General features: G+C 61.3%; 29 protein-coding genes and 1 tRNA gene. 12 read left to right on the top strand and 18 right to left on the bottom strand.

From position 1 onward, the window contains the following. Positions 1-18 precede the first annotated feature (18 nt). The 4 genes from FCU66_RS13395 (at position 19) to FCU66_RS13380 (ending at position 2,723) form a co-directional block, all read left to right on the top strand. The gene (locus FCU66_RS13395; protein ID WP_136616259.1) at positions 19-411 is read left to right on the top strand and encodes an Mth938-like domain-containing protein; all 393 of its coding nucleotides are present in this window, start codon (positions 19-21) and stop codon (positions 409-411) included. Between the two features lies 1 nt (position 412). Continuing rightward, positions 413-1,255 carry a phytoene/squalene synthase family protein gene (locus FCU66_RS13390; RefSeq protein WP_168991733.1) on the top strand — a complete coding sequence of 281 codons (843 nt, stop codon included), beginning with the start codon at positions 413-415 and terminating at the stop codon, positions 1,253-1,255. A gap of 83 nt (positions 1,256-1,338) precedes the next feature. Then, positions 1,339-1,773 (top strand): hypothetical protein, encoded by a 435-nt coding sequence (locus FCU66_RS13385; protein WP_136616258.1) that lies wholly within the window; start codon positions 1,339-1,341, stop codon positions 1,771-1,773. Further along, on the top strand, positions 1,773-2,723 hold the full coding sequence (locus tag FCU66_RS13380) for a sterol desaturase family protein (protein WP_181956550.1): 951 nt from the start codon (positions 1,773-1,775) through the stop codon (positions 2,721-2,723). Before FCU66_RS13385 ends, FCU66_RS13380 begins: the two co-directional genes overlap by 1 nt. An 8-nt stretch (positions 2,724-2,731) precedes the next feature. Here FCU66_RS13380 and FCU66_RS13375 read toward each other — a convergent pair whose 3' ends face one another. From FCU66_RS13375 to FCU66_RS13360, 4 genes are all read right to left on the bottom strand, one after another. Then, positions 2,732-3,277, bottom strand: a complete 546-nt coding sequence (locus FCU66_RS13375; protein ID WP_168991732.1) for a hypothetical protein — start codon at positions 3,275-3,277, stop codon at positions 2,732-2,734. A gap of 4 nt (positions 3,278-3,281) precedes the next feature. Continuing rightward, positions 3,282-4,697: a methylenetetrahydrofolate--tRNA-(uracil(54)-C(5))-methyltransferase (FADH(2)-oxidizing) TrmFO gene (gene trmFO / locus FCU66_RS13370; RefSeq protein WP_136616256.1), complete on the bottom strand. Its 1,416-nt coding sequence runs from the start codon at positions 4,695-4,697 to the stop codon at positions 3,282-3,284. Between the two features lie 373 nt (positions 4,698-5,070). Beyond that, complete coding sequence (locus FCU66_RS13365) at positions 5,071-5,211, bottom strand: DUF1127 domain-containing protein (RefSeq protein ID WP_019858543.1); 141 nt, start codon at positions 5,209-5,211, stop codon at positions 5,071-5,073. Positions 5,212-5,260: 49 nt separating this feature from the next. After that, positions 5,261-5,401, bottom strand: coding sequence for a DUF1127 domain-containing protein (locus FCU66_RS13360; protein WP_013531315.1), 141 nt, complete (start codon positions 5,399-5,401; stop codon positions 5,261-5,263). Between the two features lie 236 nt (positions 5,402-5,637). Between FCU66_RS13360 and FCU66_RS13355 the strand changes: the two genes are divergently transcribed. The 3 genes from FCU66_RS13355 to FCU66_RS13345 are packed head-to-tail and all read left to right on the top strand — an operon-like array spanning position 5,638 to position 8,833. Further along, positions 5,638-6,756 (top strand): DUF2157 domain-containing protein, encoded by a 1,119-nt coding sequence (locus tag FCU66_RS13355; protein ID WP_136616255.1) that lies wholly within the window; start codon positions 5,638-5,640, stop codon positions 6,754-6,756. Next, positions 6,753-7,337, top strand: coding sequence for a GDYXXLXY domain-containing protein (locus FCU66_RS13350; protein WP_136616254.1), 585 nt, complete (start codon positions 6,753-6,755; stop codon positions 7,335-7,337). The genes FCU66_RS13355 and FCU66_RS13350 overlap by 4 nt, the downstream gene beginning before the upstream one ends. A gap of 47 nt (positions 7,338-7,384) precedes the next feature. Beyond that, positions 7,385-8,833, top strand: coding sequence for an aromatic amino acid lyase (locus FCU66_RS13345; protein WP_136616253.1), 1,449 nt, complete (start codon positions 7,385-7,387; stop codon positions 8,831-8,833). A gap of 99 nt (positions 8,834-8,932) precedes the next feature. On the opposite strand, the gene FCU66_RS13340 is transcribed toward FCU66_RS13345, so the two are convergent. Then, positions 8,933-9,634: a class I SAM-dependent methyltransferase gene (locus tag FCU66_RS13340; RefSeq protein WP_136616252.1), complete on the bottom strand. Its 702-nt coding sequence runs from the start codon at positions 9,632-9,634 to the stop codon at positions 8,933-8,935. A 152-nt stretch (positions 9,635-9,786) separates the two neighbouring features. Beyond that, positions 9,787-9,871, bottom strand: a tRNA-Leu gene (locus FCU66_RS13335). Between the two features lie 359 nt (positions 9,872-10,230). On the opposite strand from FCU66_RS13335, the gene tig reads away from it, so the two are divergent. The 5 genes from tig to FCU66_RS13310 all read left to right on the top strand — a co-directional run bounded on the left by tig (position 10,231) and on the right by FCU66_RS13310 (position 15,243). Further along, the gene (tig, locus tag FCU66_RS13330; protein WP_136616251.1) at positions 10,231-11,706 is read left to right on the top strand and encodes a trigger factor; all 1,476 of its coding nucleotides are present in this window, start codon (positions 10,231-10,233) and stop codon (positions 11,704-11,706) included. Positions 11,707-11,867: 161 nt separating this feature from the next. After that, entirely contained in the window at positions 11,868-12,392 is a 525-nt protein-coding gene (locus FCU66_RS13325) for a hypothetical protein (RefSeq protein ID WP_136616250.1), read from the top strand. 192 nt (positions 12,393-12,584) lie between these two features. Next, on the top strand, positions 12,585-12,965 hold the full coding sequence (locus FCU66_RS13320) for a c-type cytochrome (RefSeq protein WP_136616249.1): 381 nt from the start codon (positions 12,585-12,587) through the stop codon (positions 12,963-12,965). Between the two features lie 149 nt (positions 12,966-13,114). Then, complete coding sequence (locus FCU66_RS13315) at positions 13,115-14,044, top strand: heme o synthase (protein ID WP_136616248.1); 930 nt, start codon at positions 13,115-13,117, stop codon at positions 14,042-14,044. Between the two features lie 386 nt (positions 14,045-14,430). After that, the gene (locus FCU66_RS13310) at positions 14,431-15,243 is read left to right on the top strand and encodes a DUF2189 domain-containing protein (RefSeq protein ID WP_136616247.1); all 813 of its coding nucleotides are present in this window, start codon (positions 14,431-14,433) and stop codon (positions 15,241-15,243) included. A 56-nt stretch (positions 15,244-15,299) separates the two neighbouring features. Here FCU66_RS13310 and FCU66_RS13305 read toward each other — a convergent pair whose 3' ends face one another. From FCU66_RS13305 to FCU66_RS13255, 12 genes are all read right to left on the bottom strand, one after another. After that, a complete protein-coding gene (locus FCU66_RS13305; RefSeq protein ID WP_136616246.1) occupies positions 15,300-15,773 on the bottom strand; it encodes an aminoacyl-tRNA deacylase in 474 nt (157 codons plus the stop codon). Continuing rightward, on the bottom strand, positions 15,770-15,922 hold the full coding sequence (locus tag FCU66_RS41105; protein WP_168991731.1) for a hypothetical protein: 153 nt from the start codon (positions 15,920-15,922) through the stop codon (positions 15,770-15,772). The genes FCU66_RS13305 and FCU66_RS41105 overlap by 4 nt, the downstream gene beginning before the upstream one ends. A gap of 46 nt (positions 15,923-15,968) precedes the next feature. Further along, complete coding sequence (locus FCU66_RS13300; protein WP_136616245.1) at positions 15,969-16,373, bottom strand: cytochrome C oxidase subunit IV family protein; 405 nt, start codon at positions 16,371-16,373, stop codon at positions 15,969-15,971. A 9-nt stretch (positions 16,374-16,382) separates the two neighbouring features. Next, positions 16,383-17,102: a heme-copper oxidase subunit III family protein gene (locus FCU66_RS13295; RefSeq protein ID WP_136616244.1), complete on the bottom strand. Its 720-nt coding sequence runs from the start codon at positions 17,100-17,102 to the stop codon at positions 16,383-16,385. A gap of 13 nt (positions 17,103-17,115) precedes the next feature. After that, positions 17,116-17,820, bottom strand: coding sequence for a cytochrome c oxidase subunit 3 (locus tag FCU66_RS13290; protein ID WP_136616243.1), 705 nt, complete (start codon positions 17,818-17,820; stop codon positions 17,116-17,118). Beyond that, positions 17,817-19,586 carry a cytochrome c oxidase subunit I gene (ctaD, locus tag FCU66_RS13285; RefSeq protein ID WP_136616242.1) on the bottom strand — a complete coding sequence of 590 codons (1,770 nt, stop codon included), beginning with the start codon at positions 19,584-19,586 and terminating at the stop codon, positions 17,817-17,819. The genes FCU66_RS13290 and ctaD overlap by 4 nt, the downstream gene beginning before the upstream one ends. Before the next feature lie 21 nt (positions 19,587-19,607). Beyond that, complete coding sequence (locus FCU66_RS13280) at positions 19,608-20,492, bottom strand: cytochrome c oxidase subunit II (protein WP_136616241.1); 885 nt, start codon at positions 20,490-20,492, stop codon at positions 19,608-19,610. An 85-nt stretch (positions 20,493-20,577) separates the two neighbouring features. Further along, positions 20,578-20,736 carry a hypothetical protein gene (locus tag FCU66_RS13275; RefSeq protein WP_168992250.1) on the bottom strand — a complete coding sequence of 53 codons (159 nt, stop codon included), beginning with the start codon at positions 20,734-20,736 and terminating at the stop codon, positions 20,578-20,580. Positions 20,737-20,780: 44 nt separating this feature from the next. Further along, positions 20,781-21,953, bottom strand: a complete 1,173-nt coding sequence (locus FCU66_RS13270; protein ID WP_136616240.1) for an NAD(P)/FAD-dependent oxidoreductase — start codon at positions 21,951-21,953, stop codon at positions 20,781-20,783. A gap of 62 nt (positions 21,954-22,015) precedes the next feature. After that, positions 22,016-22,798 (bottom strand): ABC transporter ATP-binding protein, encoded by a 783-nt coding sequence (locus tag FCU66_RS13265; RefSeq protein ID WP_136616239.1) that lies wholly within the window; start codon positions 22,796-22,798, stop codon positions 22,016-22,018. After that, a complete protein-coding gene (locus FCU66_RS13260) occupies positions 22,795-23,511 on the bottom strand; it encodes an ABC transporter permease (RefSeq protein ID WP_136616238.1) in 717 nt (238 codons plus the stop codon). Before FCU66_RS13260 ends, FCU66_RS13265 begins: the two co-directional genes overlap by 4 nt. After that, entirely contained in the window at positions 23,511-24,224 is a 714-nt protein-coding gene (locus FCU66_RS13255) for an ABC transporter permease (RefSeq protein ID WP_136616237.1), read from the bottom strand. Before FCU66_RS13255 ends, FCU66_RS13260 begins: the two co-directional genes overlap by 1 nt. Positions 24,225-24,316: the final 92 nt, after the last annotated feature.

The following is a 24,316-nucleotide window of genomic DNA, read 5'->3' as shown; positions in this document are numbered from 1 at the left end:
CGAAGGGGTGACAAAACGGTGACCAGCAAAGGCATCGTCATCCGCGAGGCGCATTTCCCTGGCCGCGCGCCGATCGAGGCCTACGGCAATGGCGGGTTCCGCTTTGCCGACATGTCGCATCGCGGCTCGCTGCTCTGTCTGCCGTCCGGCATCCATGGCTGGGAACCGGCAGACCCCCTGGTGCTGACGGTGGCGGACTTCGACAAGCTGCTGGCCGAAGCCGACAAAGTCGAGATCCTGCTGGTCGGCATGGGTAGGGATCTCCGGCCATTGCCCGCCGCATTGCGGGCCGCGCTGAAGGCCGCTGGCATCGCGTCCGACCCGATGTCGACCGGTGCCGCGGTGCGGACCTACAATGTCCTTCTGGCGGAAGAGCGCGCCGTGGCCGCCGCGCTCATCGCCGTCGATTGACATGTCTCAAAGCGCCAAAATCGTCATGGACGCGGTGCGCGCCGCCGATCATGACCGCTATCTGACCACGCTTTACGCGCCGGCGGACAAGCGCGACGCGCTGTTTTCGCTCTATGCCTTCAATGCCGAGATCGCAGGCATTCGCGATCGCATCCATGAGGCGCTGCCTGGCGAGGTGCGGCTGCAATGGTGGCGCGATGTCATTGCCGCCGGCGGGGAGGCGGGCGCCGGCCATCCCACAGCCAAAGCCTTGAATGCCACGATAGCGACATTCAACCTGCCGAAGCTGGCCTTCGAGAACATGCTCGATGCGCGCATCTTCGACCTCTACGACGACCCGATGCCGTCGCGCACCGATCTGGAAGGCTATTGCGGCGAAACGGCAGCCGCGCTCATTCAGCTTGCGGCGATGGTGCTCGATCCCGTCGAGGCGCCGCGCTTTGCCGAACTGGCGGGCAGGGCGGGATGCGCCCAGGCGATGACCGGCCTGTTGCTGCTGCTGCCGCTGCACCGCAAACGCGGGCAATGTTTTGTCCCGGCCGATATCCTGGCCGCGGCCGGCTCTTCGCCGCACGAGTTCATCACTGGTGACGGCGGTCCCGGCGCCAAGCGCGCGGTGGCGGCGATGATGGCGCTGGCGCGGGAGCATCTCACCGCCTTTGAACGGGGCGCAGCGGCTCTGCCGGTCTTGCTGCGCCCGGCATTTCTGCCGCTGACCCTGTCGCGCGCCTATCTCGGTAAGATGGAGAATGGCTCGCCGCTCGATGGTGTGGCGCGGCTGTCGGCCTTGCGCCGGCATTGGCTGCTGCTGCGTCGGGCAAGCAAAGGCTGGCCCGCACTTTGACGTAAACGTCAATCATGCTAAGGAGTCTCTGCGCCAAAACTGTCGCCGCAGACGACAGGCTGGCTCGGAGGAGATACCCATTCATGAGCTTGCCGTTGCTGGTCGCCATCGTCGCTTTTGGCATTGCGCTGTCGGTTGCCGCGGTGCATTTCACCGGCGGCAGCAGGACAGCGACGCTGGCCGATCCGGATCAGGCGCAGAGCCGTTTCGCGGAGGATTTTCCCGATGAGATGGCTACGCGGGTTCGCCTGACGGCGGATGCCAGGACGGCATTTCTGGATATCGGGCGAGGGCGCATCGGCATCGTTCACAGCATCGGCGACTGCTTTTTGACCCGCATCGTCACGCCTCAAGATGTCGCGGGTTTGAACGCCGAAGATGTGAATACGGTCTCGTTCCGGCTCGCCGATTTCACCTGGAAGGGCGGCCGCTTCCGCTTTGCCAGCGCAGCGGATGCGCAAGGCTTGCTGAAAGCGCTTGAGCCGCAACATCCGAATTCCGCCAGGGAGGCCGCGTGATGGACAGCTACGATTTCCCGCAAGTCACCCAGCTGGCCATTCCGTTCTTCGTTGTCGCGATCCTGATCGAGCTTTGGCTGGTGCGCACGGGCCGCGCCAAGGGCTCGTTCGAGACGCGTGATACCTTGACCAGCCTGATGATGGGAACCGGCAATGTCGTTGCCGGGTTGCTGCTCGGCGTCGTGTCCTACTGGGCGTTGCTGTGGCTCTGGCAATTCCGCGTCTTCAATCTCGGCCTGTCGGCCTGGGTGTTCCTCGCCGCCTTCCTGCTCGATGATCTGCGCTACTATGTCTATCACCGCATCGCGCACCGGGTGCGCTGGGTGTGGGCCGAACACGTCAACCACCATTCCAGCCAGCACTACAATCTGTCGACGGCGCTCAGGCAAAGCTGGACCGGTCTGTTCACCTTCATGTTCGTGCTGCAGGCGCCGCTGGTGCTGCTCGGTTTCCACCCTGCGGTGATTGCCTTCACCTTCGGCTTCAACCTGATCTGGCAGTTCTGGATCCACACCGAGACGATCGGCAAGATGTGGGGCTGGTTCGAATTCGTCTTCAACACGCCGTCACACCACCGCGTCCACCACGCCACCAATCCGCGCTATCTCGACGCCAACTACGCTGGCACGCTGATCATCTGGGACCGCATGTTCGGCACCTTCGTCGAGGAGTTGGAGGAAGACCGGCCGCGCTATGGCATCGTCAGGAATCTGGGCACGTTCAATCCGCTGAAGGTCGCGTTCCATGAGTGGATCGGCATGTTCAAGGATGCCTTCGCGCCGGGTCTGACCTTGAGCGACCGCGTGAACTATCTGATCAAGCCGCCAGGCTGGAGCCATGACGGCTCGCGCGAAACGTCGGAGACGCTGAAGGCGGCGTATGTCAGGCGAAATCCGGGAGAGGCGGGGAAGCCAGGGCTGCCGATGGCAGGCGCCGAGCCGGCAGAGTAGCTAATCTATCACGATCCGCCGGCTCCAGAATCACCGCCAATACGTTGGCCCGTCCCGAGGTAACGTCCGGATTCGCCACCCATGGCGTCCCTGAAATTGCCCTCCAACTCGACCATTGCATCGACAACTGCCGGTGCCTCTGGGGCTGTCTCTCGTGCAAATCGCGCGTTGACATACACGCCGTGAGGATGTGACGGATTGAGGCGGGCTTGGATAGTCCAGGACGGCGACAGCGAATAGAGCGTCTTCATGAAATCAACGAGGAATCGGTCGTTGTACCGGCCCTCGAGGCGCTGCACGGCAACGATCCTTTGCAAGCTTCGATCGCGGTTCTCGTTGTAGTCTTCGTTTTCGAGCACCCAGCCCTTGCCTCCATGGGGCTGGCCGATCAGCGCTTCAAGCGCCGGTATGTGAACCTGGCGCAACTTCCGCCTGTTGTTGCAGCGGATGTAGATGCTCCAGAAGATCTCGTAGTCGCCAGCGAACGGTTCCTCACTCTCCGGCCAGCCCGGTGGCAGAAGCTGAGGGATCGTGCCGAATTCGGATCCAGGCACGCGGCTATTCCGCAGCAGCTTGCGCCGTCGGCGCCGGCAAGCCCAGCCATTCGCGACAGTCTTGCAGCGCGCGCGACGTCACTGCATGGCGCTTGGCGACAGTCTTGTCCTTGCCGCGCATGCGTTTGCCCTCGATCTTCGGGGCTTCGACGGGCGGGAACAGGCCGAAATTGACATTCATCGGCTGGAAGGAGCGCTTTCCCGGTTCGTCATCGGAGACGATGTGGCCGCCGGTGATGTGGTTGAGCAGGGCGCCGAAGGCTGTGGTGAGCGGCGGCAGGGAGGGTGCGTGGCCAAGCCTTTCGGCGGCAGCAAAGCGGCCGGCGAGCAGGCCGATCGCAGCGCTTTCGACATAGCCTTCGCAGCCGGTGATCTGGCCGGCGAAGCGCAGGCCGGGGCGCGACTTCAGCTGCAGCGAGGCATCGAGCAAGATCGGCGAGTCGATATAGGTGTTGCGGTGCAGGCCGCCAAGGCGGGCAAAATCGGCGTTTTCGAGACCCGGTATGGTGCGGAACACACGCACCTGCTCGGCATGCTTCAGCTTGGTCTGGAAACCGACCATGTTGTAGAGCGTGCCCAGCGCATTGTCCTGCCGCAACTGGACAACGGCATAGGCCTTTACCGTCGGATTGTGCGCATTGGTCAGCCCCATCGGCTTCATCGGTCCGTAGCGCAGCGTCTCGACGCCGCGCTCGGCCATGATCTCGATCGGCAGGCAGCCGTCGAAATAGGGCGTGCCTTCCCATTGCTTGAATTCGGTTTTCTGGCCGTCGACCAGCGCTTGCACGAAGGCAAGGTACTGGTCCTTGTCCAGGGGACAATTGATGTAGTCCTTGCCGGTGCCGCCGGGTCCGACCTTGTCGTAGCGCGACTGGAACCAGCAGGTATCCATGTCGATCGTGTCGAAATGGACGATCGGCGCAATGGCGTCGAAGAAGGCGAGCGCGTCGGCGCCGGTCGCCTCCGCGATCGACTGGGCAAGTGAGGGCGCGGTCAGCGGACCCGTGGCAATGATCGCCTGGTCCCAATCCACTGGCGGCAAGCCCGGCACTTCCTCGCGCTGGATGGTGATCAGCTTGTGTGCTTCGAGTTTTTTCGTCACCGCGTCGGCGAATCCGTCGCGGTCGACGGCAAGCGCACCGCCGGCAGGCACCTGGTTGGCGTCGCCTGCGCTCATGATCAACGAGCCGGCCAGCCGCATTTCGGCGTGCAGCAGGCCAACGGCGTTGTTGTCGGCGTCGTCGGAGCGGAAGGAATTGGAACAGACGAGCTCGGCCAGGTTGTCGGTCTTGTGGGCATCGGTGCCGCGAACGGGCCGCATTTCATGCAAGATGACGGGAACGCCCGCTTGCGCCGCCTGCCAGGCAGCTTCGGAGCCGGCGAGGCCGCCGCCAATGATGTGGATGGGATTTTTGCTCATGAGCGCCGGAATAATCGCTTGATGCGGCGATTGCAATTGCCGTGCGTGGTGCTGGGTAAACAGCAGCTCAGGGAATCAAACCCCGAAAACAACAACACCCGCCGGGGGAGGAGGTCCGGCGGGTGTCGTTTTTGGGGTCGCCCCTCGGGAGGAGGTGAAGGCCGACCGTATTCGTCATTGCCGGGGAGGAGGTCGGCTTTGACGAAAACTCTTTCGCTATTTTTAAACGGGGCGAAACCCGTTTCTGGGAAACAACGCCCGCCGCGGGAGGAGGTGCGGCGGGCGCCGTTTTGGTGGTCAACCCTCGGGAGGAGGTGAAGGTTGACCGGATCCGTCAGGGTCGGGGAGGAGGTCGACCCTGGCGAAATTCTGGTTAGATCGCCCGGCGGGCGATGATCTTGATTTCGTCGCGGACGATACCGAGGTCATGCAGCTGGCGGTTCGAAAGGCGACCCAGCTCGGTAACCGTCTCGCGATAAACGCGCCAGTTACGATAGTTGCGGATCAGGTTCATTGTCGTTCTCTTTTTCAAAACTGGTTCGGACCATTTGCGGTCCGAAGAATTAGACCGCCTTGCGAGCGACGTAAGGAATGTCGCTGCGGCTAATGCCGAGGTCGGTCAGTTCACGGTTGCTCAGGCGGCTCAGCTCGGACACGGTGTCCCTGTAGCGGCGCCAGTTGCGGTAGTTGCGGATCAGGTTCATGGTAGTTCTCGTTTCGTCTTTCTTGCGGATCATTCCGTTTGTGTACGAACCATAAATAGGCGGACCCATATCGATTTAAAAGCGCTATGGCTGCATGGCAGCAATGCAAATTGTGCAATGCAGCATTAACGAGCGTTCACGGACCTGACACAAAGAAACCCGAATCGGAAAATGCCTTAGCGTCAACGGTTTGACCGGGTCGGCTGAAAAAAAGACCAAACTGGGGGAGAAGCGGGATGGCGAGTTATTCGTCGCGGGTCAGGGCGGATATCGCGCGCTGGCAGCAGGCCGGGCTGATCGACGCCACCATTGCCGATTCCCTGGCGCGCGATGTCGAGGCCAACGAGCGCAAGTCGCTCAGCTTCGGTTCGATCCTGGCGATGATGGCCGCCTTGCTGTTCGGCGCCGCCATCCTGATTTTCGTCGCCGCCAACTGGGACGCGATCCCGCGGCTGGCGCGCGTTCTGGCCCTCTTTGCGGTCATCCTTGGCGGCTATGTCGGCGGTGCGCTGTTGAAGATGCGCGACCATGCGGCGATCGGCGAGGCGCTGTGGATCGTGGCGGCGGCAGCTTTCGGCGGGTCGATCGCGCTGATCGGCCAGATGTATCATCTGTCCGGCGACGAGGCGTCGGCTCTGGTCACCTGGGGCGCCGGCACGGCATTGGCGGCGGTGGCGCTGCGCTCGAACCCGCTGACCGTGGCTTCGGTCGGCATTGCCGATGCCTGGCTGTTCCTTAAAGGCTTCGACTATTACAGCCGCAGCGAATTTCCGCATGCCTTCGTCGCCATGGCGATCGTGCTGTTTGCCGTCTCGTTCTGGACCCGCAGCCAGTCGGCTCGGCACCTGATCATCCTGTCGGTGCTGTTCTATCTCGTGCTGCTGGTCACCAACCACGACACGCTGCAGGTGGCGATCCCGCTGGTCGTCGTCTCAGCGCTGCTGTTCGCGGCCTCGGTCTTCGCGCCAGGCCCGGTCGACAGGGTCGTGCAACTCGGCGGCCGCTTGCCCTTGCACGCGCTGCTCGGCTTCCTCACCGGCCTGGCCATGATCCAGTTCGAGCTGGCTGGCGAGAGCACCTACAAAAGCGGCTTCGCCATCGCCTCGGTCGTCGCGCTCGCCGGCATCGTCGCGGCAATCGTGCTGGCAGGGCGGGAGAGCCGCGGGTTGCGCTGGCTCGCCTATGCCGGCTTCGCCTTCGAACTCGCCATCATCTATGTGGTGACCTTGCAATCGATGCTCGATACTGCCGGCTTCTTCCTTGCCGCCGCCGTGCTGCTCGGCATCCTTGCGCTGGTCATCATCCGCGTGGAAAAACGCATGAAGGGCCCAGTCACCAAGGGAGCCACGGCATGATCACCGGGAAAAGGCTTGTCATCTCGGCGCTGGTGCTGGCGCTCGTCCAGATCGGCTTCCTGAGCTGGATCATCGCCGGCCGGGCGGCGATCCTGCGCAACGGCAAGGAAGTGCTGCTGAAGATCGAGCCTGTCGATCCGCGCGACCTCCTGCGCGGCGACTATATTATCCTGGGCTACGAGATTTCGCGCATACCGGTGAAAATGATCGCCAACATTCCGCCTGACAAATTTTCCAGCGACGATACGTCGATTGTCGTCCGCCTGAAGAAGGGCGCCGACGGCTATTGGCAGCCGACGACCGCCTGGTTCGGCAAGGCGCCAACGCCGGTCGCCGCTGACGAGGCCGATATATCGGGCCACGTCGCCGAGGGCTGGGACCTTCGCAGCAAAGAGGCGACCATCACGCCGGACTACGGTATCGAGCGCTTCTATCTGCCGGAAGGCGAGGGGATGGCGATCCAGAACGACATGCGGGTGCGGCCGTTCGGCATCCGGCTCGCGCTTGCCGGTGACGGCACCGCGCAGATCAAGGCGCTGGTGGACGGCGACAAGACGCTGTTCGAGGAACCACTCTATTAGTATTCGTACCTGCCGTATCAGCATCCGTACCTGCCGTGGTGTGAAGCATGCCAGTTAGCCTGTCGACGCGTGAGGACATCAACCTCGACACTGTTCTCCGCGTCGCCTGGAAGAAGGACACGGTGGCGATCGGCGAGAAGGCCCTGCAGCGCATTGCCGAATGCCGTGCCTCCTTCCTCAAGCTGATTGAATCCGATCCGCCACCGGTCATCTATGGCGTCACCACCGCCATGGGGGAACTGGCGAGCCGAAAGCTCGAACCTGACGAGCGGGACCGCCATGCGCGCATCAAGGCGTTCGCCGCCGCCACGTCCTTCGGCGATCCGCTGCCGGATCGCGTGGTTCGGGGGATCGTGCTTGCCCGCCTGACCAACTTCATCGAGGGCAATGCCGCGACCACGCCGCGCATCGCGCTGGCCGTTGCCGCGATGCTGGACGGTGGACCCATGCCGGTCGTGCCGTCGTCGGGCCAAGGCGGCGCCGGCGAGATCCTGGCGCTCTATCCGCTGTTTGCCGAGCTTTCGACGCGCTTCGATCTGGAGGTCAAGGAACGCGGCTCGCTGATCAACGGCTCACCCTGCGCTGCCGCTCTGGTGGCCGACGCGGCGCTCGCGGCGCGCCGCCGCATCCGCATGGCGCAAAAAGTGTTCGCGCTGTCGATCGAGGCGTTTCGCGCTCCACTCGAGCACTATGACGCGGCGCTCGACGCGCTTTGGGGCGATGAACATGAAGCCGCGGCCCTGCAGGGGTTGCGGGAATTTCTGGTCGGCGCCGGCGACGGGCGACGCAACTATCAGGCGCCGGTCAGCTACCGCATCGTGCCGCGCGTCCTCGGTCAGGCGCATCGTGCGCTGGCGACGGCAGAGCGGGCGGCCACCGTGTCGCTGGCCTCGATATCGGACAATCCGGTCTACATCCCACCGGACGATGCACATCCGCTCGGCCGTTGCATCAGCACGGGCGGCTACCACAACGCCATGGCGACGCCGGCGCTCGACGATCTGGCGGCGATATGGGCCGATATCTGCCTGCTCTGCGACCGCCACGCCTCAAAACTCCTCAACGGCAAGGTGTCGCTGCTACCCGATCTCCTCATGACCGGACGACACTCAGCCGACAGCGACGGCCACGGCAATGTCGGCTACGTGCCGATGGCGATCACCGGCTATCTCGAGCAGGCCAAGCTGGCGGCACAGCGCACCTTCATTCCGGGCACGGAATCAGCCGGCGCCGGGCAGGACGATGTCGCCACGACGGCGTTCTTTGCATGGACCAAGGAAGCGACCGCCGGTCGCTGCGTCGACGCGGCCATGGCAATGCTGGCGATGATCGCCTCCCAGGCGCTGCACGTCACCGAACGCACGCCGCCGCCGGCGCTGCAATCATTCGTCACTGAGGTCAGAGATATCGTGCCGCCTGTCGACGACGATCGTGTGCTGGGGCCGGAGCTTGCAAAGCTGACAGAGTGGTTCACACGCCAGGTCTTCGAGGCGTAGCCTAAAGCTCTTGGGGCAATGCTGGGATTGGTCGACGCAAAATCGTCGACCATGTCACTGCTTCATAGTGCCGTTGATAAGGGCCGGCCGACGGTCGTTTCAGCCAAGCTTTCTGCGAAGCAGGCGAAAGTCGACAAGGCGCAAAAGTCTTGTCTTGTCGCTGACAAGCTTGTCGAACGCCGCATCGAAATCATTGCCGATCGCAAGCCACTCGCCTTTCAATCCCCGAGCGCGCCGGGCGCGCAGCCAGTTCTTTATCTTCGCGCCAGTTCCCATGGGCTTCAAAATGACACCACAGCCGTAATCGGCATCGACGGTGAAATAGTCGAGATCCGGATTGCCCAGAACGAAATCGATGTATGCCTTGTAGGTCACGCCGCACCACTCGCCGTGAAAGAAAGCGGGATTGGCTGCCGCCCGGTCAGGGGGAAGGCAGTCATGTACCACCACGGCACCCCCGGGCGCGACCATGCGGAAAGCCTCCCTGATGTCTCGCGCCGAGCACTCGTATGTGTGATGCGGATCAACGAAGACGAGGTCGAACGTCTGTCCCTTCAGGCGCGTGTCTTCGAGGCATGCGGCGATATCTTCATCTGCGGAGGTGAAATCGACAGGGAGGCCATCGAGCGGCGGCTCAGTCGCCCGATAGACCAGACGCATGCAGGGCTGAAAACCCAATTGCCGTGCTTCCGCGTACCTGAAACCAGTGGTGCTCGTGTTGATCTCAAGGTAGCTCGTGAGCCCGAAACGAACCGAGAGCAGCCCACAGATGTGCGCCTTGTTCCAGTATTCAAGTGTCATTGTTGTCCCGCCATTTTCCCATAATGAGTTGATCTCATTGCCGGCTATGTCTCAAGCGATCAATCAGCAGGACTCTCGCCAGGCGCAGGGCTGCGCCAAGGAAAGACAGAGTCGAGAACAGGAGTAGGCAGGTAAAACGGCCAAGGTGTGAATGGTGCGGATGAAGGGACTCGAACCCCCACGCCTTTCGGCACTGGAACCTAAATCCAGGGCGTCTACCAGTTCCGCCACATCCGCAATGGATCGGCAATCCCATGTAGCCATCATTCTGTCAATGTCGGAGACAAGATGTCGGGTCAGGGCCAAAATGATGGTTGTTCGGCGAAATGCGAAGACTGTTGAAAATTAGCCTCGCCTGTGACAAAAGGCGTGTCAAATGTGACGGGACGCGACGATCCGCTTCTACAGAATGTGATAAGAAGTAGGAAAAACAAGAACTTATTCACATTTTGGAACGCAGTTTGGGAGAGTTTGAGCCGTATTTTCGGTCAAATCGCCAGGTTCCGTACCAAAAGCCATTCCCGGCAAGAATATACCGGCAGGCTGTAAACGGCAGAGGCCGTGGCAGTCTCATTGGTGAAAACAAAGGTTTTACGATGCAGGTCACCGAAACGCTCAACTCCGGTCTCAAGCGCGAGATCAAGATCACCGTGCCGGCCGGTGACATGGAAGCCAAGCTGATGGCGCGGCTTTCGGATGCCAGGAACAAGGTCCGCATCAACGGCTTCCGTCCCGGCAAGGTGCCGGTGCAACACCTGCGCAAGGTCTACGGCAAGTCGTTCATGGCCGAAGTGGTCAACGAGATCCTCAACGATTCGACCCGTTCGATCATCACCGGGCGTGGCGAAAAGGCTGCCATGCAGCCCGAAGTCATCATGACCGAGGACGAGAAGGAAGCCGAGAAGATCCTGGCCGGCGGCGCCGACTTCGAGTTCCGCCTCAATTACGAGATCATTCCGGCGATCGAGATCAAGGACTTTTCCGACATCAAGGTGACACGCCAGGTGTTCGATGTGCCGGACACCGAGATCGACGAACAGGTCCAGCGCGTTGCCGAATCGGCGCGCAGCTACGAGCCGAAGACCGGCAAGGCCGCCAATGGCGACCGCGTCTCCATCGACTATGTCGGCAAGATCGACGGCGAGGCCTTCAATGGCGGCGCCGGCACCGATCAGCCGCTGGTTCTGGGCTCGAAGGAGTTCATCCCCGGCTTCGAGGATCAGCTTGTCGGCGCCAAGGCCGGTGACGAAAAGCAGGTCACCGTGACCTTCCCGGAAAACTACCAGGCGGCGCATCTGGCCGGCAAGGAAGCGACCTTCGACGTCACCGTCAAGGAAGTGTCCCAGCCCGGCGCGCTGGAAATCAACGACGAGACCGCCAAGAACCTCGGCTTGGAGTCGCTGGAGCGCCTGCGCGACGTGGTGCGCGGCCAGATCGAGAACCAGTTCGGCGCCATGACGCGCCAGAAGGTCAAGCGCCAGTTGCTCGACCAACTCGACGCGTCCTACTCGTTCGAGGCGCCGTCGAAGCTCGTCGACGCCGAGTTCAACAACATCTGGGCGCAGGTCAATCGTGACCTGGAAGCAGCCGGACGCACCTTCGCCGACGAAGAGACGACGGAAGAAGAGGCGCGTGCCGAGTATCTGCGGCTTGCCGAGCGCCGCGTGCGCCTCGGTCTGGTGCTGGCTGAAATCGGCGAGAAGGCCGGCGTCACCGTGTCGGACGAGGAGTTGCAGCGCGGCCTGTTCGAGCAGGTGCGCCGCTATCCGGGCAACCAGCAGCAGGAAGTCTTCGAGTTCTACCGCAACAACCCGGAAGCGTTGAACACGCTGCGGGCGCCGATGTTCGAGGAGAAGGTGGTCGACCACCTGCTCGGCCAGATTTCGGTCACCGACGTCAAGGTCAGCAAGGAAGAGCTGATGGCCGACGACGAGGAGGACGAAACCGCCGTCAAGGTGAAGCCGGCGAAGAAAGCCGCCGCCAAGAAGGCCGACGACAAGAAGGCCGACGACGCGGAAGAGCCCAAGAAGAAGGCCGCGCCGAAGAAGAAGGCCGCCAAGGACGCCGAATAACACCAGCGCTCCGCTGAAACAGGAAAGGCCGCCCTCGAGGCGGCCTTTTTCGTTGCCAAACTGCAACAGCCGGCACGCTTCGCGAGCGACGGCCTGTGGCGACCAAGCTTTGATCATTATCTGCGCTCTTATTGAAAGCCGCTTGGCTGTTGGAGGGCGTGTTGAGACTGTTCGTCGAATTGAGACACGCTGCGGCAATCGCGCTGGTCCTTGTCTCGGTCTGCGGCATTGCCCGAGCCGATACGGTGCCTGACAATTGGCGGTTCGAAACGGGCGAAGACGGCCTCGTCAAGGCTTCCGTGTACGCCACCAACAAGCTGATCACCGGCGGCGGCGCCTTGAGCTACAGCCCGATCCTGACCATTGCCTGCCGGGCAAATGGCGAGCCGCATTGGACCGAATGGCTGCAACTGAACGACGGCGTCTCGGCCAGCCGCAAGATCACCATGTCAGTCACGCTCGACCAGGGCAGCAAGTTCGATGAAAGCTGGTCGGTCGGGCCGCGTGGCAGGATGCTGGTGCGCGATGGCGCCGATGGCATCAGGCGCCTTGTCGCCGCGAACCGGCTCCAGCTTTCGTGGCGGTTCGGGCTGCTGTCGGGACGCGGCGAGGCTGATTTCGACCTCGCCGGGTTGGGCGAAGCGGTCAACCAGGTCGCCGGCAGCTGCAACACCGATGTACCTTGAGCCACTGCGGGCCACCTAAACCTTTGTACGGTCGACCTCGTCTACCTGCCGGCCAGATTCGGTGGTATATAGGTTCCGCAATTCCATTTGGGGGGTGAAGCGGATAATCTGTTCTGCCGTGCAACGTATTGCTGGTGGGACCGGCATGCGCAGATCGTCTCGGGCACATTTGACGATCAGGGAGGAGAAGTCATGCGCTTGGTCGCGTTTTTCGCCGTCGTGTCTGTTGTAACCTTCGTCGCCAATCCATCCCAGGCTCAGGATACTGCGGCTGGCGAGAAGGTCTTCACCAAATGCAAGGTCTGCCACATCGCAGACGAGGACAAGAACAAGATCGGTCCGTCGCTGCACGGCGTCATCGGCCGCACCGCCGGTACGCATCCGGATTTCAAATATTCCGATGCCATGATTGCGGCCGGCAAATCCGGCGTCAAATGGGACGAACCAACACTGACGACCTATCTTCACGATCCCAAGGCCATGGTCAAAGGGACCAAGATGGCGTTTCCCGGCCTCAAGAACGATGCAGACGTGGCCAACGTCATTGCCTATCTGAAAACGTTCTCCAAGTGACCTGGCTCCTCCGCCATCCGTCTAACATCTTGTTTTACTGTGATCTTATCCTAACCGAAGGGCGGCGTAAGCAAAGACCGGGTTTCAGTTTTCGCGCGCACCTTCAGTTCGGGATCATGGCCTAGGCTGCCTGCTTCCATCGGTCCGAGATGTCGACTAGGGAAAACCGCCTCAAGGATACCGGCATCCGCCTCTCGGAAGCGACGGCGGGTGATTTCTTCGCGCTTTTGAAGCCGCGGGTCATGGCGCTTGCCGTATTCACCGCTTTCGTTGGCCTGATGGCGGCGCCTGGCGTGATGAATCCAGTCATCGCCGTGATTGCAATCGGTGCGATTGCGATCGGAGCAGGAGCGGCCGGGGCTCTGAACATGTGGTACGACGCGGACATCGACGCGCTGATGTCGCGCACATCAAAGCGGCCGGTTCCGTCGGGCCGCGTCACGCCGGGCGAAGCTCTCGGCTTCGGCCTGGTGCTTTCCGCACTTTCGGTCATGATGCTCGGCGTGCTTGTGGGCTGGCTTGCTGCATCGCTGCTGGCGTTCACCATCTTCTTCTACGTCGTCATCTATACGATGTGGCTGAAGCGCTCGACGCCGCAGAACATCGTTATCGGCGGCGCGGCCGGCGCCCTTCCTCCGGTCATTGGCTGGGCGGCCGCAACTGGCGCCATCGGCGTTGAAAGCCTCATCCTGTTCCTGATCATCTTTCTGTGGACGCCACCGCATTTCTGGGCGCTCGCGCTGTTCAAGGTCGGCGACTACGCCGCTGCCGGCATCCCGATGATGCCGAACGTGGCCGGCCAGGCCTCGACCAGAAAACAGATATTCGCCTATTCACTGCTCCTGGCGCCAGTCGGCGTGCTGCCCTGGGCGTTCGGATTCGCGAGCGGGTTCTATGGAATTGTTTCGGCTGCATTGGGCGCGGGCTTCATCTGGCAGGCCTGGAAGGTTCTGGTCGCTCCGGACAAGGAGACGAAGCCTGCAAAGGCGCTGTTTGCCTTCTCGATTTTCTATCTTTTCGCAATCTTTGCCATACTGCTTGCCGACACCATCGCAATGCGAGCGTTCATGTCAGCCTGAGGTTGACGGCATGACCGCAGTTGTCGGAATGCTCGCCGGGGTCGAGACGGCCGGTCTGCAATTTCTGCATTGAAGGCGTTGCAGATCAGGATTGGCTCGAACATCACGATGGTATTGCACAGAATCCCAGGATCAGCAGGGCGACTATGCCAAGGCCGAGTATGAGAAGCGTCCTTCCGTCCATGACCTTCACCTTTGACCCTAGAATATCGAAAAAAGACCACCAGAGCTAGCCAGGCCACCGGAGCTCTTCTGACAAAGGGCGACAAGGCTCTGGCAAGAGAGTATGTTGATTGCGGTGCAGGTCGCGGTTTTGCGTGGCCATCACGCAGAACGGCAGCACCGCGAAACCGCGACCTTACCGGACCAGGTCTGGAGGAACGGTCATGGCAAGCTTTCATGTGATAGCAGGCGCCAGCGAGACGCTGGAACATACCAAGATTCGAAAAATCGGTGTTTCCGACCTTTTCGACGCGCTCAAGCGGGGCGTCGACGATTTCATGGTCAAACCGTCGCACATCGTTTTTCTCTGCCTGATCTATCCGCTCGTGGGCGTCGTGCTCGCCGCCTGGACTTCGGGCGCCAATGCGTTGCCGTTGTTGTTTCCGCTGGTCTCCGGTTTTGCGTTGATTGGCCCTTTCGCGGCGCTAGGCCTCTATGAAATCAGCCGCAGACGGGAAGCCGGGCTCGACACCTCCTGGCGGCATGCTTTCGAGGTCAGGAATTCTCCGGCGCTGCCGGCCATTGCGGCGGTCGGGATCATGCTGTTTGCAATCTTCATCACCTGGCTTTTGACGGCGCAGATGTTCTACCAATATCTTTTCGGCCCGGCGCCGCCGGAATCGATATCCGGCTTCATCAATGAAATATTCGCCACCGGACGCGGCTGGACACTGATTATCCTGGGGCACGCCATCGGCTTCGTCTTCGCTGTGGTGGTGTTGTGCACAACGGTCGTCGCCTTCCCATTGTTGCTCGACCGTGACGTCGGCGCCTACGAAGCCATCCACACCTCGGTGCGTGCAGTGCTGGCGAACCCGATCACCATGGCTGTCTGGGGACTGATTGTCGCCATCGCCCTGATCATCGGCTCGCTGCCGGTGTTCGCTGGGCTGGCCGTCGTATTGCCGATCCTCGGTCACGCCACCTGGCATGTCTACCGCAAGGTCGTGGAGTCGCCCGCCAGACCGGCGAGGTGAGGACATTCAGCCTCACCGCACCGGCGAGGGCGCCGGTGCAAGTTTGATCGAAGCCGTCAGTATGCCGGGTGACTGAAGCGGGCTTGGTATGCGCCCATGGTCAGGCTGCGAAAGTCCTTGCCGCTTACATGCACCAGCGTTCTATGGTCGCCGCCTTCGAAATAGACGTCGGCGGCATCGCCAAGGCTTTCATCGACAATCACCGGCACATTATAGGCTGCGCCGATCGGCGGGATGGCGCCGGTGTCGCAATCGCCGAAGAGCAAAATCACCTCGTCTTCGGAGGCGAGCCCGAGACGCTTGTCCATGACGTCTTGCAACCTGCCAAGCTCGATCCTGTGGGTGCTCGGAACCACAGCCAGCGTATAGCCAAGCTCGTGGTGAACGACCACGGATTTCGCCATGATGCTGCCGGGCACATGCGCGGCTATTGCCGACTGCCGGCTTGTTGACGTGCGATGATGAGCGACGGTGTCGTAGGAAATTCCCTTGCCGTCGATGAAGTCCTTCAGTCTGTTTGCGATCGTCATCTTGGCCTCCCTTGTTTGAGCATGATCTTTTCCGAACCGAAGGTCAGCGCAGCAAAACCGGATCCATTTTCGGGATCATGCTCTAACAAAAATGGACCAGCTGCCGATTGCTTCAAGGCGCCGGCAACCGAACTGGACGCACGCCGCATGCGTGGGTCCTGACCGGAAATGCCACGGGCAAATCCGGCATGCGCGTCAGGGTCCGGCTCCGAAAAACGCCAGCCGGGTGAAAAGCGTGTAGTCGGCTTCGAAGACCATCATTGTCACGAACACCAGCACCAGTATCGGCGGCAGGATGATCGCATAGGCCAGCGCCAGCCGTTCCCAGGCCATGTGCATGAAGACGGCGACGATCAGCCCTGCCTTGAGGATCATGAAGATCAGGATCAGCGACCATCTGAGATAGCCGTGAAGGCCGAAATAATCGACCAGGTAGGAGCAGGTGCTGAGGATGAACAGCCACGCCCAGACCACCAGATAGAGCTTGATCGGGTGCTCCTGGTGAACCTCAGCATGGGCGATGCCGGTCGCCGGCGCTTCATGTGCACGAACAGCATCAAGTGCGTGTTGCCCCAGGCCGTTTGCGGTTACCTCAGCCATGTCTGCCTCTCACCAAAGATAGAAGAATGCGAAGATAAACACCCAGACCAGATCGACGAAGTGCCAGTACAGCCCCATGATCTCGACGTTCTCGTAGCGGCCCGTGCGGCTGGTGAAGAAGCCGCGCCGTCCGGTGTCGAAATCTCCGCGCCAGACCTTTCGCGCCACGATGATCAGGAAGATCACCCCGATCGTCACATGGGTGCCGTGGAAACCGGTGATCATGAAGAAAGACGAACCGAATTGTGCGGCGCCCCAGGGATTGCCCCAGGGCCGCACCCCCTCAGTGATCAGCTTGGTCCATTCGAAGGCCTGCATGCCGACAAAGGTCGCGCCGAGTGCCGCGGTCAGAAGCATAAGGATTGCCGTCTTGCGGCGGTCGCGGCGATAGCCGAAATTGACCGCCATGGCCATCGTCCCGCTGCTTGAGATCAGCACGAAAGTCATGATGGCAATAAGGATCAGCGGGATATCCGAGCCGCCGATACGAAGCGCAAAGACCTCGCTCGGATTGGGCCACGGCACGCGTGTCGAAATGCGCGCGGTCATGTAGGAGAGCAGGAAGCAGCCGAAGATGAAGGTGTCGCTGAGCAGGAAGATCCACATCATGGCCTTGCCCCAGGACACGTTCTTGAACGCGCGCTGATCCGAGGACCAGTCGGCGGCAATGCCTTGCCAGCCTGCGGGCCGTGGCTCCGTCTGGCCGATATGCGTCAGTGTCTCTGCCATCCGCTTGATCCTCTTAGGTCAACAACTGTCGGCAAATGTCGATGAACGTCGCGGCCCAACCGGCCAGCAGCGCGAAGATGGCGAGCCAGACGAAGAGCAGGAAATGCCAGTACATGGCGCACAGTTCGACGCTGAGACGAAGCCGCTCCGGCCGCGCTCCATTCCAGGCGCCGGCGGTCGTTCTGCCGAGGCCCACCAGCCCGCCCAATATGTGCAGGCCATGCATGCCGGTGATCAGGTAGAAAAAGCTGTTGGCTGGATTGGAGCTCAGCAGATAGCCATCTTCGGTCAGCTGCCGCCATGCGATGAGCTGTCCGATCAGGAAGGCGAGCGCCGTGAGCCCGGCCGTGGCAAGGCCGAGCCTGACCATGTCGATCTGCCGCTTGCGCGCGGCAACGACGGCGCATTGCAGCGCGACGCTGCTCAAGACCAGCACGCCTGTGTTGAGCCAGAGCAGGCGCGGCAGCGGCAGCGGCTGCCAGTCCGACACCGCCATCCGCATGAAATAGGCGCTGGTGAAGAGCGCGAACAGGCAGCCGACGACGGCAAGGAAGACACCGAGGCCGATCTTGGCGGTGGGCAGCGTCGACCGGTCGAAGCCGACAAGATCGCTGGCCAGGCCTTGTTCGAGCCATGGCTTGGTCATCAGCCTCTGGTGTGAAAGCCACCATCCGGCAAAGCCGGCGATGACGAGCAGGAAGACCAGGATGACGCTCATGCCGGCTCCCTTGAGGGGCCGAAGGAGCCCGGCATGTTCTGCGGGATGAAGTCCTCCTTGGCGCCCGGTACGCTGTAGTCATAGGCCCAGCGATAGACGATCGGCAGGTCCTTGCCGAAATTGCCGTGGGCCGGTGGTGTTTGCGGCGTCTGCCATTCGAGAGTCGTGGCCCGCCACGGATTGCCGCCGGCCTCGCGGCCATGGCGGATGCTCCAGATCAGATTGAACAGAAACACCATTTGGGCAAAGCCGACGATGAAGGCCATGATGCTGATGAACGAATTCAGATGGTGGGCCGACTCCGTCATAACAGTCATGTCGGTCAGTTCAGCATAGCGCCGCGGCACACCCATCAGGCCGAGGTAGTGCATGGGGAAGAAGATCAGGTAGGCGCCGAGGAAGGTGACCCAGAAATGGAACCGGCCCAACGTCTCGTTGAGCATCCGGCCGGTAGCCTTCGGGTACCAGTGGTAGATCGCGCCAAAAACCACGAGGATAGGGGCGACGCCCATGACCATATGGAAGTGGGCCACGACGAACATCGTGTCGGACAGCGGAACATCGACGACGACATTGCCGAGGAACAGGCCGGTCAGCCCGCCGTTGACAAAGGTGACGATGAAGGCCAGGGCAAAGAGCATAGGTATGGTGAGATGGATGTCGCCGCGCCATAGGGTCAGCACCCAATTGTAGACCTTGATGGCGGTCGGAATGGCGATGATCAGCGTCGTCGTGGCGAAGAAGAAGCCAAAATAGGGGTGCATGCCGCTGACATACATGTGGTGTGCCCAGACCACGAAGCTCAGTGCGCCAATGCCGACGATGGCCCAGACCATCATCCGGTAACCGAAGATGTTTTTGCGTGCATGGGTGCTGATCAGGTCGGATACGATGCCGAACGCCGGCAGCGCCACGATGTAGACCTCGGGATGGCCGAAGAACCAGAACAGGTGCTGGAACAGGATCGGGCTGCCGCCATTGTGCGGCAGTTGCTCGCCCATCTCGGAGATCGCCGGCATGAAGAAGCTGGTGCCGAGGACGCGGTCAAGCAGCATCATCACGCTGGCGACGAACAGCGCCGGAAAGGCGAGCAGCGCCATGACGGTTGCGGTGAAGATGCCCCAGACGGTCAGCGGCAGGCGCATCATTGTCATGCCGCGCGTGCGCCCCTGCAGCACCGTCACCACATAGTTCAGGCCGCCCATCGTGAAGCCGATGATGAACAGGATCAGCGAGGAGAGCATCAGGATGATGCCCCAGTCCTGGCCGCCTGGTGTGCCGCTCATGATGGCTTGCGGCGGGTAGAGCGTCCAGCCGGCCCCCGTCGGTCCGCCGGGCGCAAAGAAGCTCGACACCAGGACCAGCACGGCGAGCAGGTAGATCCAGTAGCTCAGCATGTTGACATAGGGAAAGACCATGTCGCGCGCGCCGACCATCAATGGGATCAGATAGTTGCCAAAGCCGCCGAGGAAGAGGGCGGTGAGCAGGTAGATCACCATGATCATGCCGTGCATGGTGATGAACTGGTAGTAGGCTTCCGGGGTGATGAAGTCGAACGTACCAGGGAATCCGAGTTGCAGCCGCATCAACCAGGATAGAACCAGGGCGACCAGGCCGATTCCCGTTGCTGTCGCCGAATACTGGATGGCGATGACCTTGGCGTCCTGCGAGAAGACGTATTTCGTCCACCAACTGTGCGGATGGTAGAGCTCCATTTCCGCGACTTCGGCCGGTGGGATGCCATCTGCAGGCGTGATGTCGACCATAGGAACACCTCCGTGTCCTTTTCAGCGAGACCCGACCGTTTCGAGCCTTGCTGCAATTTTCAAACCTGACGCCATCGTCTTGCCCGGCGCCTGGTCTGCCGAGCCCGTTTGCTGGGGTGCCGACAACTGGGCGAAAGTCTGCTGCTGGCCAAGCCAGGCCACGTAGTCTTGCTGCGTGTCGACCATGACCACACCATGCATCAAAGGATGCCCTTGGCCGCAAAGTTCGGCGCATAGAACCTGAAAGGTTCCGGTCCTGGTCGGGGTGAACCAGAAATAGGTGACCGAGCCCGGGATCATGTCCATCTTGGCGCGGAATTCCGGCACATAGAAATCATGCAGCACATCGATCGAGCGGAGCAGCATCTTGACCGGTTTGCCGACCGGCAGATGCAGATCAGCCGCTTCGACCACGACATCGTCCTGACCATTGGGATCGCTGGCAATCACGCCCAGCGGGTTGTCAGCGGTGACGTCGCGGGTGTCGGACGTGCCAAGCTTGCCGTCCTTGCCGGGCAGACGGAAACTCCACTGCCACTGCTGGCCGACGACTTCGACGTCGGTTGCGTCGCTCGGGACGTGGACAAACCGGCTCCAGACGAACAGGCCGGGAACCAGCAACGCCGTGACCCCGACCGCGGTGACGATCGTCAGCCACGATTCGAGCCGCTTGTTCTCCGGTTCGTAGGCAGCCCGGTTTCCTTCCCGATGACGGAAGCGGAAGACGCAATAGGCCATGAACAGGACCACGGCGGCGAAGACGACGCCGGTGATCCAGAAGGTGATGATGATGGTGTTGTCGATATAGGCCCAGTTCGAGGCAATCGGCGTCCACCACCATGGGCTCAGGAGGTGAAACAACACTGAGCCCACGACGATCAAAACGAGTACAAGCGCCACGGCCATGTCCCGTTCCTCCCGGCATTCCAAGGGGCGCGAAGCCGTCCCCGGAAATACCAAGCGCATCATAGCTTGATTTGGGGTCGCAATTCTAGAGCCGACTATCTGTAGGGGAAAATGCCGCCTTTTTGCCGCCGCGACCCTTCGAGAAGGGCCGTTCTTCGACCGGCAGCAGGCCCTTCATGCTGGCACGGCTGTTCTCGCCGACGATGGATGTGGTCATGTACGGCGATGCCCAGGCATTGCCCATCCGTCCCGTGTTGCCACCAGCGGGGGGCATTTTGGGCGACAGCATCAGTTGGAAAATGGCTCATGAAACCGTTTTGCCGAAAAAACCTCGAGCGCTTGCGGCTTTTCACCGCCGACAATCCAATCAGTGAGGTATTTGGTGAAGCCAAGGGCGATGGCGAAGCCATGGCCAGTCCAGGCAAATCCATAGATGGTGTTCTGCAAGGCAGCTGATGTATCGACAATCGGGATGCCGTCGATTGCACAACTCTCGACACGGGAAGCATCGACCTTCAGGAAGGAGGACTCGTCGATGAAGGGCAAGGTCGCGATGGCATCGGCCAGGCCGAGAGCTGTCGAACGGAGCGATCCCTTCCAACGCCCCGCCTGCGAATAGGCGACGCTGTGGCCGCCCGAAAGCATCAACGTTCCATCCTGGATCTGCTTCACCGATAGCTTGCGGTAGGCATGGCCTAGAAGATGATTGATCTTTTTGTCGTGTGGGTTGGTGACGTACATCATCTGCGGTATCTGCGTGATGACGGGCAGGATTTCTTGTGGCTGGAGAACCGGTTTCAGCAGGGGCAGCACGCCGCTGTTGGTCAGGAGAACGAGTTTCTCGCCAACCGGCACGACTTCTCCACTCGTCAGCCCAACCCCTGTTGCCCGCCCTTTCTTGTGGAGGATTTCAGTGACGCGCGTGCCGGTGCGCAGGCTCGCTCCAGCCTTACGCGCTTGTTTGGCGAATGCCAGCGTGGCGAAGGTGTGGTCGCATACACCGTCACCCCTGCAATAGATCGAACCGATCAGATCCCCCGACAACTCCGGCTCACGCTCCAGCGTTTCGTCGCGGTTGAGAAGCTGGGAAGAAACACCAAGCGCGTTCTGCACCATTGTCATGGCTTCCATGGTGCCGCGCACTTCATGCTCATGAGCGCCGTCGGGAATATTGAAGAGATGAAGCCCGCCGATCCGTCGATAGCCAACGCCGCCTTCGAACTGCTCCTGGTACTTCGTCCAGAGCGGAAAGCCGACAGTCGCTATCGGCAGTTCCCGCAAGTCGCGGCTGTTTGCACGCACGCCTCGTTCACCGGAGCCGCCCGACGCGCCGGCCGCGATGTCGTCGGCCTCGAGCAGTGTAACGGTCTTGCCGGCCTGCGCCAGTTGGTAGGCGAGGCTCGCACCGTAGATACCGCCTCCGACGATCACGATTTCAGACGCGGTGGTCTGTGTGGTCATTGTATCGGGTCCTTCTCAGATATTTTGTCGTGAATATTGAATGTATGGGGAACGCGGTCGGTTCACCTCAAGCCGTTGCTGCCGGACAGGAATTGCCGGAAGCAGTCGGATCGGCCAGCGGCGAACATCTCGTGTGGAGAACCTTCCACCTCGACCGCGCCCTTGTGCAGGAACACGACTTTGCTGGAGACGTCCCTGGCGAAGCCCATTTCATGGGTAACGACGAGCATCGTCCTGCCTTCCTCCGCGAGCGCGCGCATGACACGCAGGACCTCGCCGACAAGTTCCGGGTCGAGCGCGGAGGTTGGCTCGTCGAAAAGCATGACCTTCGGGTGCTGGGCCAGCGCACGGGCGATCGCCGCGCGCTGCTGCTGACCGCCGGACAGATGGGCGGGATAATGATTGCGCTTCTCGGCAATGCCGACCTTTTCCAAAAGCGCCTCAGCCTCATCCACACAATCGGCGCGGGGACGCTTCTGAACATGGATAGGCGCCTCGATCAGGTTTTCCAGGATCGTCATATGAGACCAGAGATTAAAGTTCTGAAACACCATGCCGATACTCGCGCGCATGCGCTGCAACTGGTGCCTGTCGGCCGGCCGCGTCCTGCCGCCCGCCTGCTTCAGCTGGATAGCCTCTCCACCGACCTCGATCCGCCCGCTATCGGGCGTTTCTAGCATATTGATGCAGCGCAGCATCGTAGACTTGCCGGATCCGGAGGAGCCGAGGATGGAGACGACGTCGCCTTCCATCGCCTCGAGCGAGATACCTTTGAGCACCTCAAAGGCGCCGAAGCTCTTGCGTAGCTCCGTCAGGCGTACGGCTGGCTTGAGCTGGTCAGTCATAAGGCTCCTCCTTGCTCAAGTGCCGCCGGAGGCGGCCTTAGATCGGCGCTCAGCGCGTATTCGGCCCACTGAACGAGGCGCGTGACGATAAAATTGATGAAGAGATAGATCGCGGCCGCCACGATCAGGATTTCGATGGCACGGAAGGATTCGGAAATGAGCTGTGCCGCCAGGCCGGTCACCTCCATCAGGGTGATGATGGAGGCCAGCGCCGTCGATTTTATCATCAGGATGAACTCGTTGCCGTATCCCGGCAATGCATGGCGCAAGGCAAGCGGGAAGACGACGCGGCGGTGGAGCGTGAAACTCGACATGCCGCATGCCCGCGCAGCCTCAATCTGGCCGGGAGGAACCGACAGCAATGCACCGCGAACGATTTCACAGGAATAGGCGGCCGTGTTCAAGGTCAATGCGATGAGCGCGCACCAGTAAGGTTCGCGCAGAATCGGCCAGAGAAAACTGGCCCGCACACCATGGAACTGACCAAGACCATGATAGATCAGAAAAATCTGCACAAGCAGCGGCGTGGAGCGGAAGATGAAAACGTAGCAGGACGCGGGCCAGGCCAGGAGCCGCAAACCGGACAGCCGCGCCAGGGCGAGAATGACAGCCAAGATGGCACCCAGCCCCAGCGAGGATACCGCGAGCTGCAATGTGAGCGGCACCCCCGTCAGAAGTTTCAGCAGTGTTTCGTACAGGAATGGAATATCCATCAGGCACGCCTCGAGCCAAGCGTGAGTCGCCCCTCGGTCCGCCGTAGAAGCCATGTCGAGAACGACGAAATGGCCAGATACAGAACGGCGGCGGCGAAGAAGAATGTGAATGGCTGGCCGGTCGATCCGGCGCCGATCTGCGCCTGCCGCAGGATTTCCACGAGCCCGGTGACCGAGACCAAGGCAGATTCCTTGAGCACCAATTGCCACACATTGCCGAGACCCGGCAGTGCGTACCTCAATACCAGTGGCGCGATGATCCGGCGGAACAGCGTCATGCGGGACATGCCGGCGGCGATCGCCGCTTCGATCTCTCCGGGCGAAACCGCGCGATAAGCGCCACGCATGACTTCGGCCTGATAAGCACCGGACACCAGCCCAATCGCCAGCGCGCCGGCCATGAAGCCCGGCAGGCTGACGAAACCCGAAATGCCGAACAGACCTGCCAACGGTGTCAGAACCGCGCTTGAACCGAAGTAGAAGAGATAGATGACGAGAATGTCAGGTATGCCGCGGAGCACCGTGGTGTAGGCATCTGCAATCAACCGCAGAAGTGTACCTCCCTTGATCTTTGCCCATGCGCCCAAGCTTCCAACCACGAGGCCGAACGCGTAGCCGGTCAATGCCACGGCAAGGGTCATCATCGCGGCTTGAAGCAGTGCCGCTCCCCAGCCGGCCTCGCCAAATCCCAGAACGAAATCGGAAGCTGTCATTGTGGGCTGACTTCCCTGAAACGAGCTGCATGGGAGATACGAAGTGAGCGACCCGGCTGCGGGTCGCTCATCGCGTCAGGTGGCGACAATCG

The organism is Mesorhizobium norvegicum (assembly GCF_004919685.1).
Classification (GTDB): domain Bacteria; phylum Pseudomonadota; class Alphaproteobacteria; order Rhizobiales; family Rhizobiaceae; genus Mesorhizobium; species Mesorhizobium norvegicum.
The sequence above is the reverse complement of the archived record's forward strand: the minus strand, read 5'-3'. Positions and strand labels throughout refer to the sequence as shown.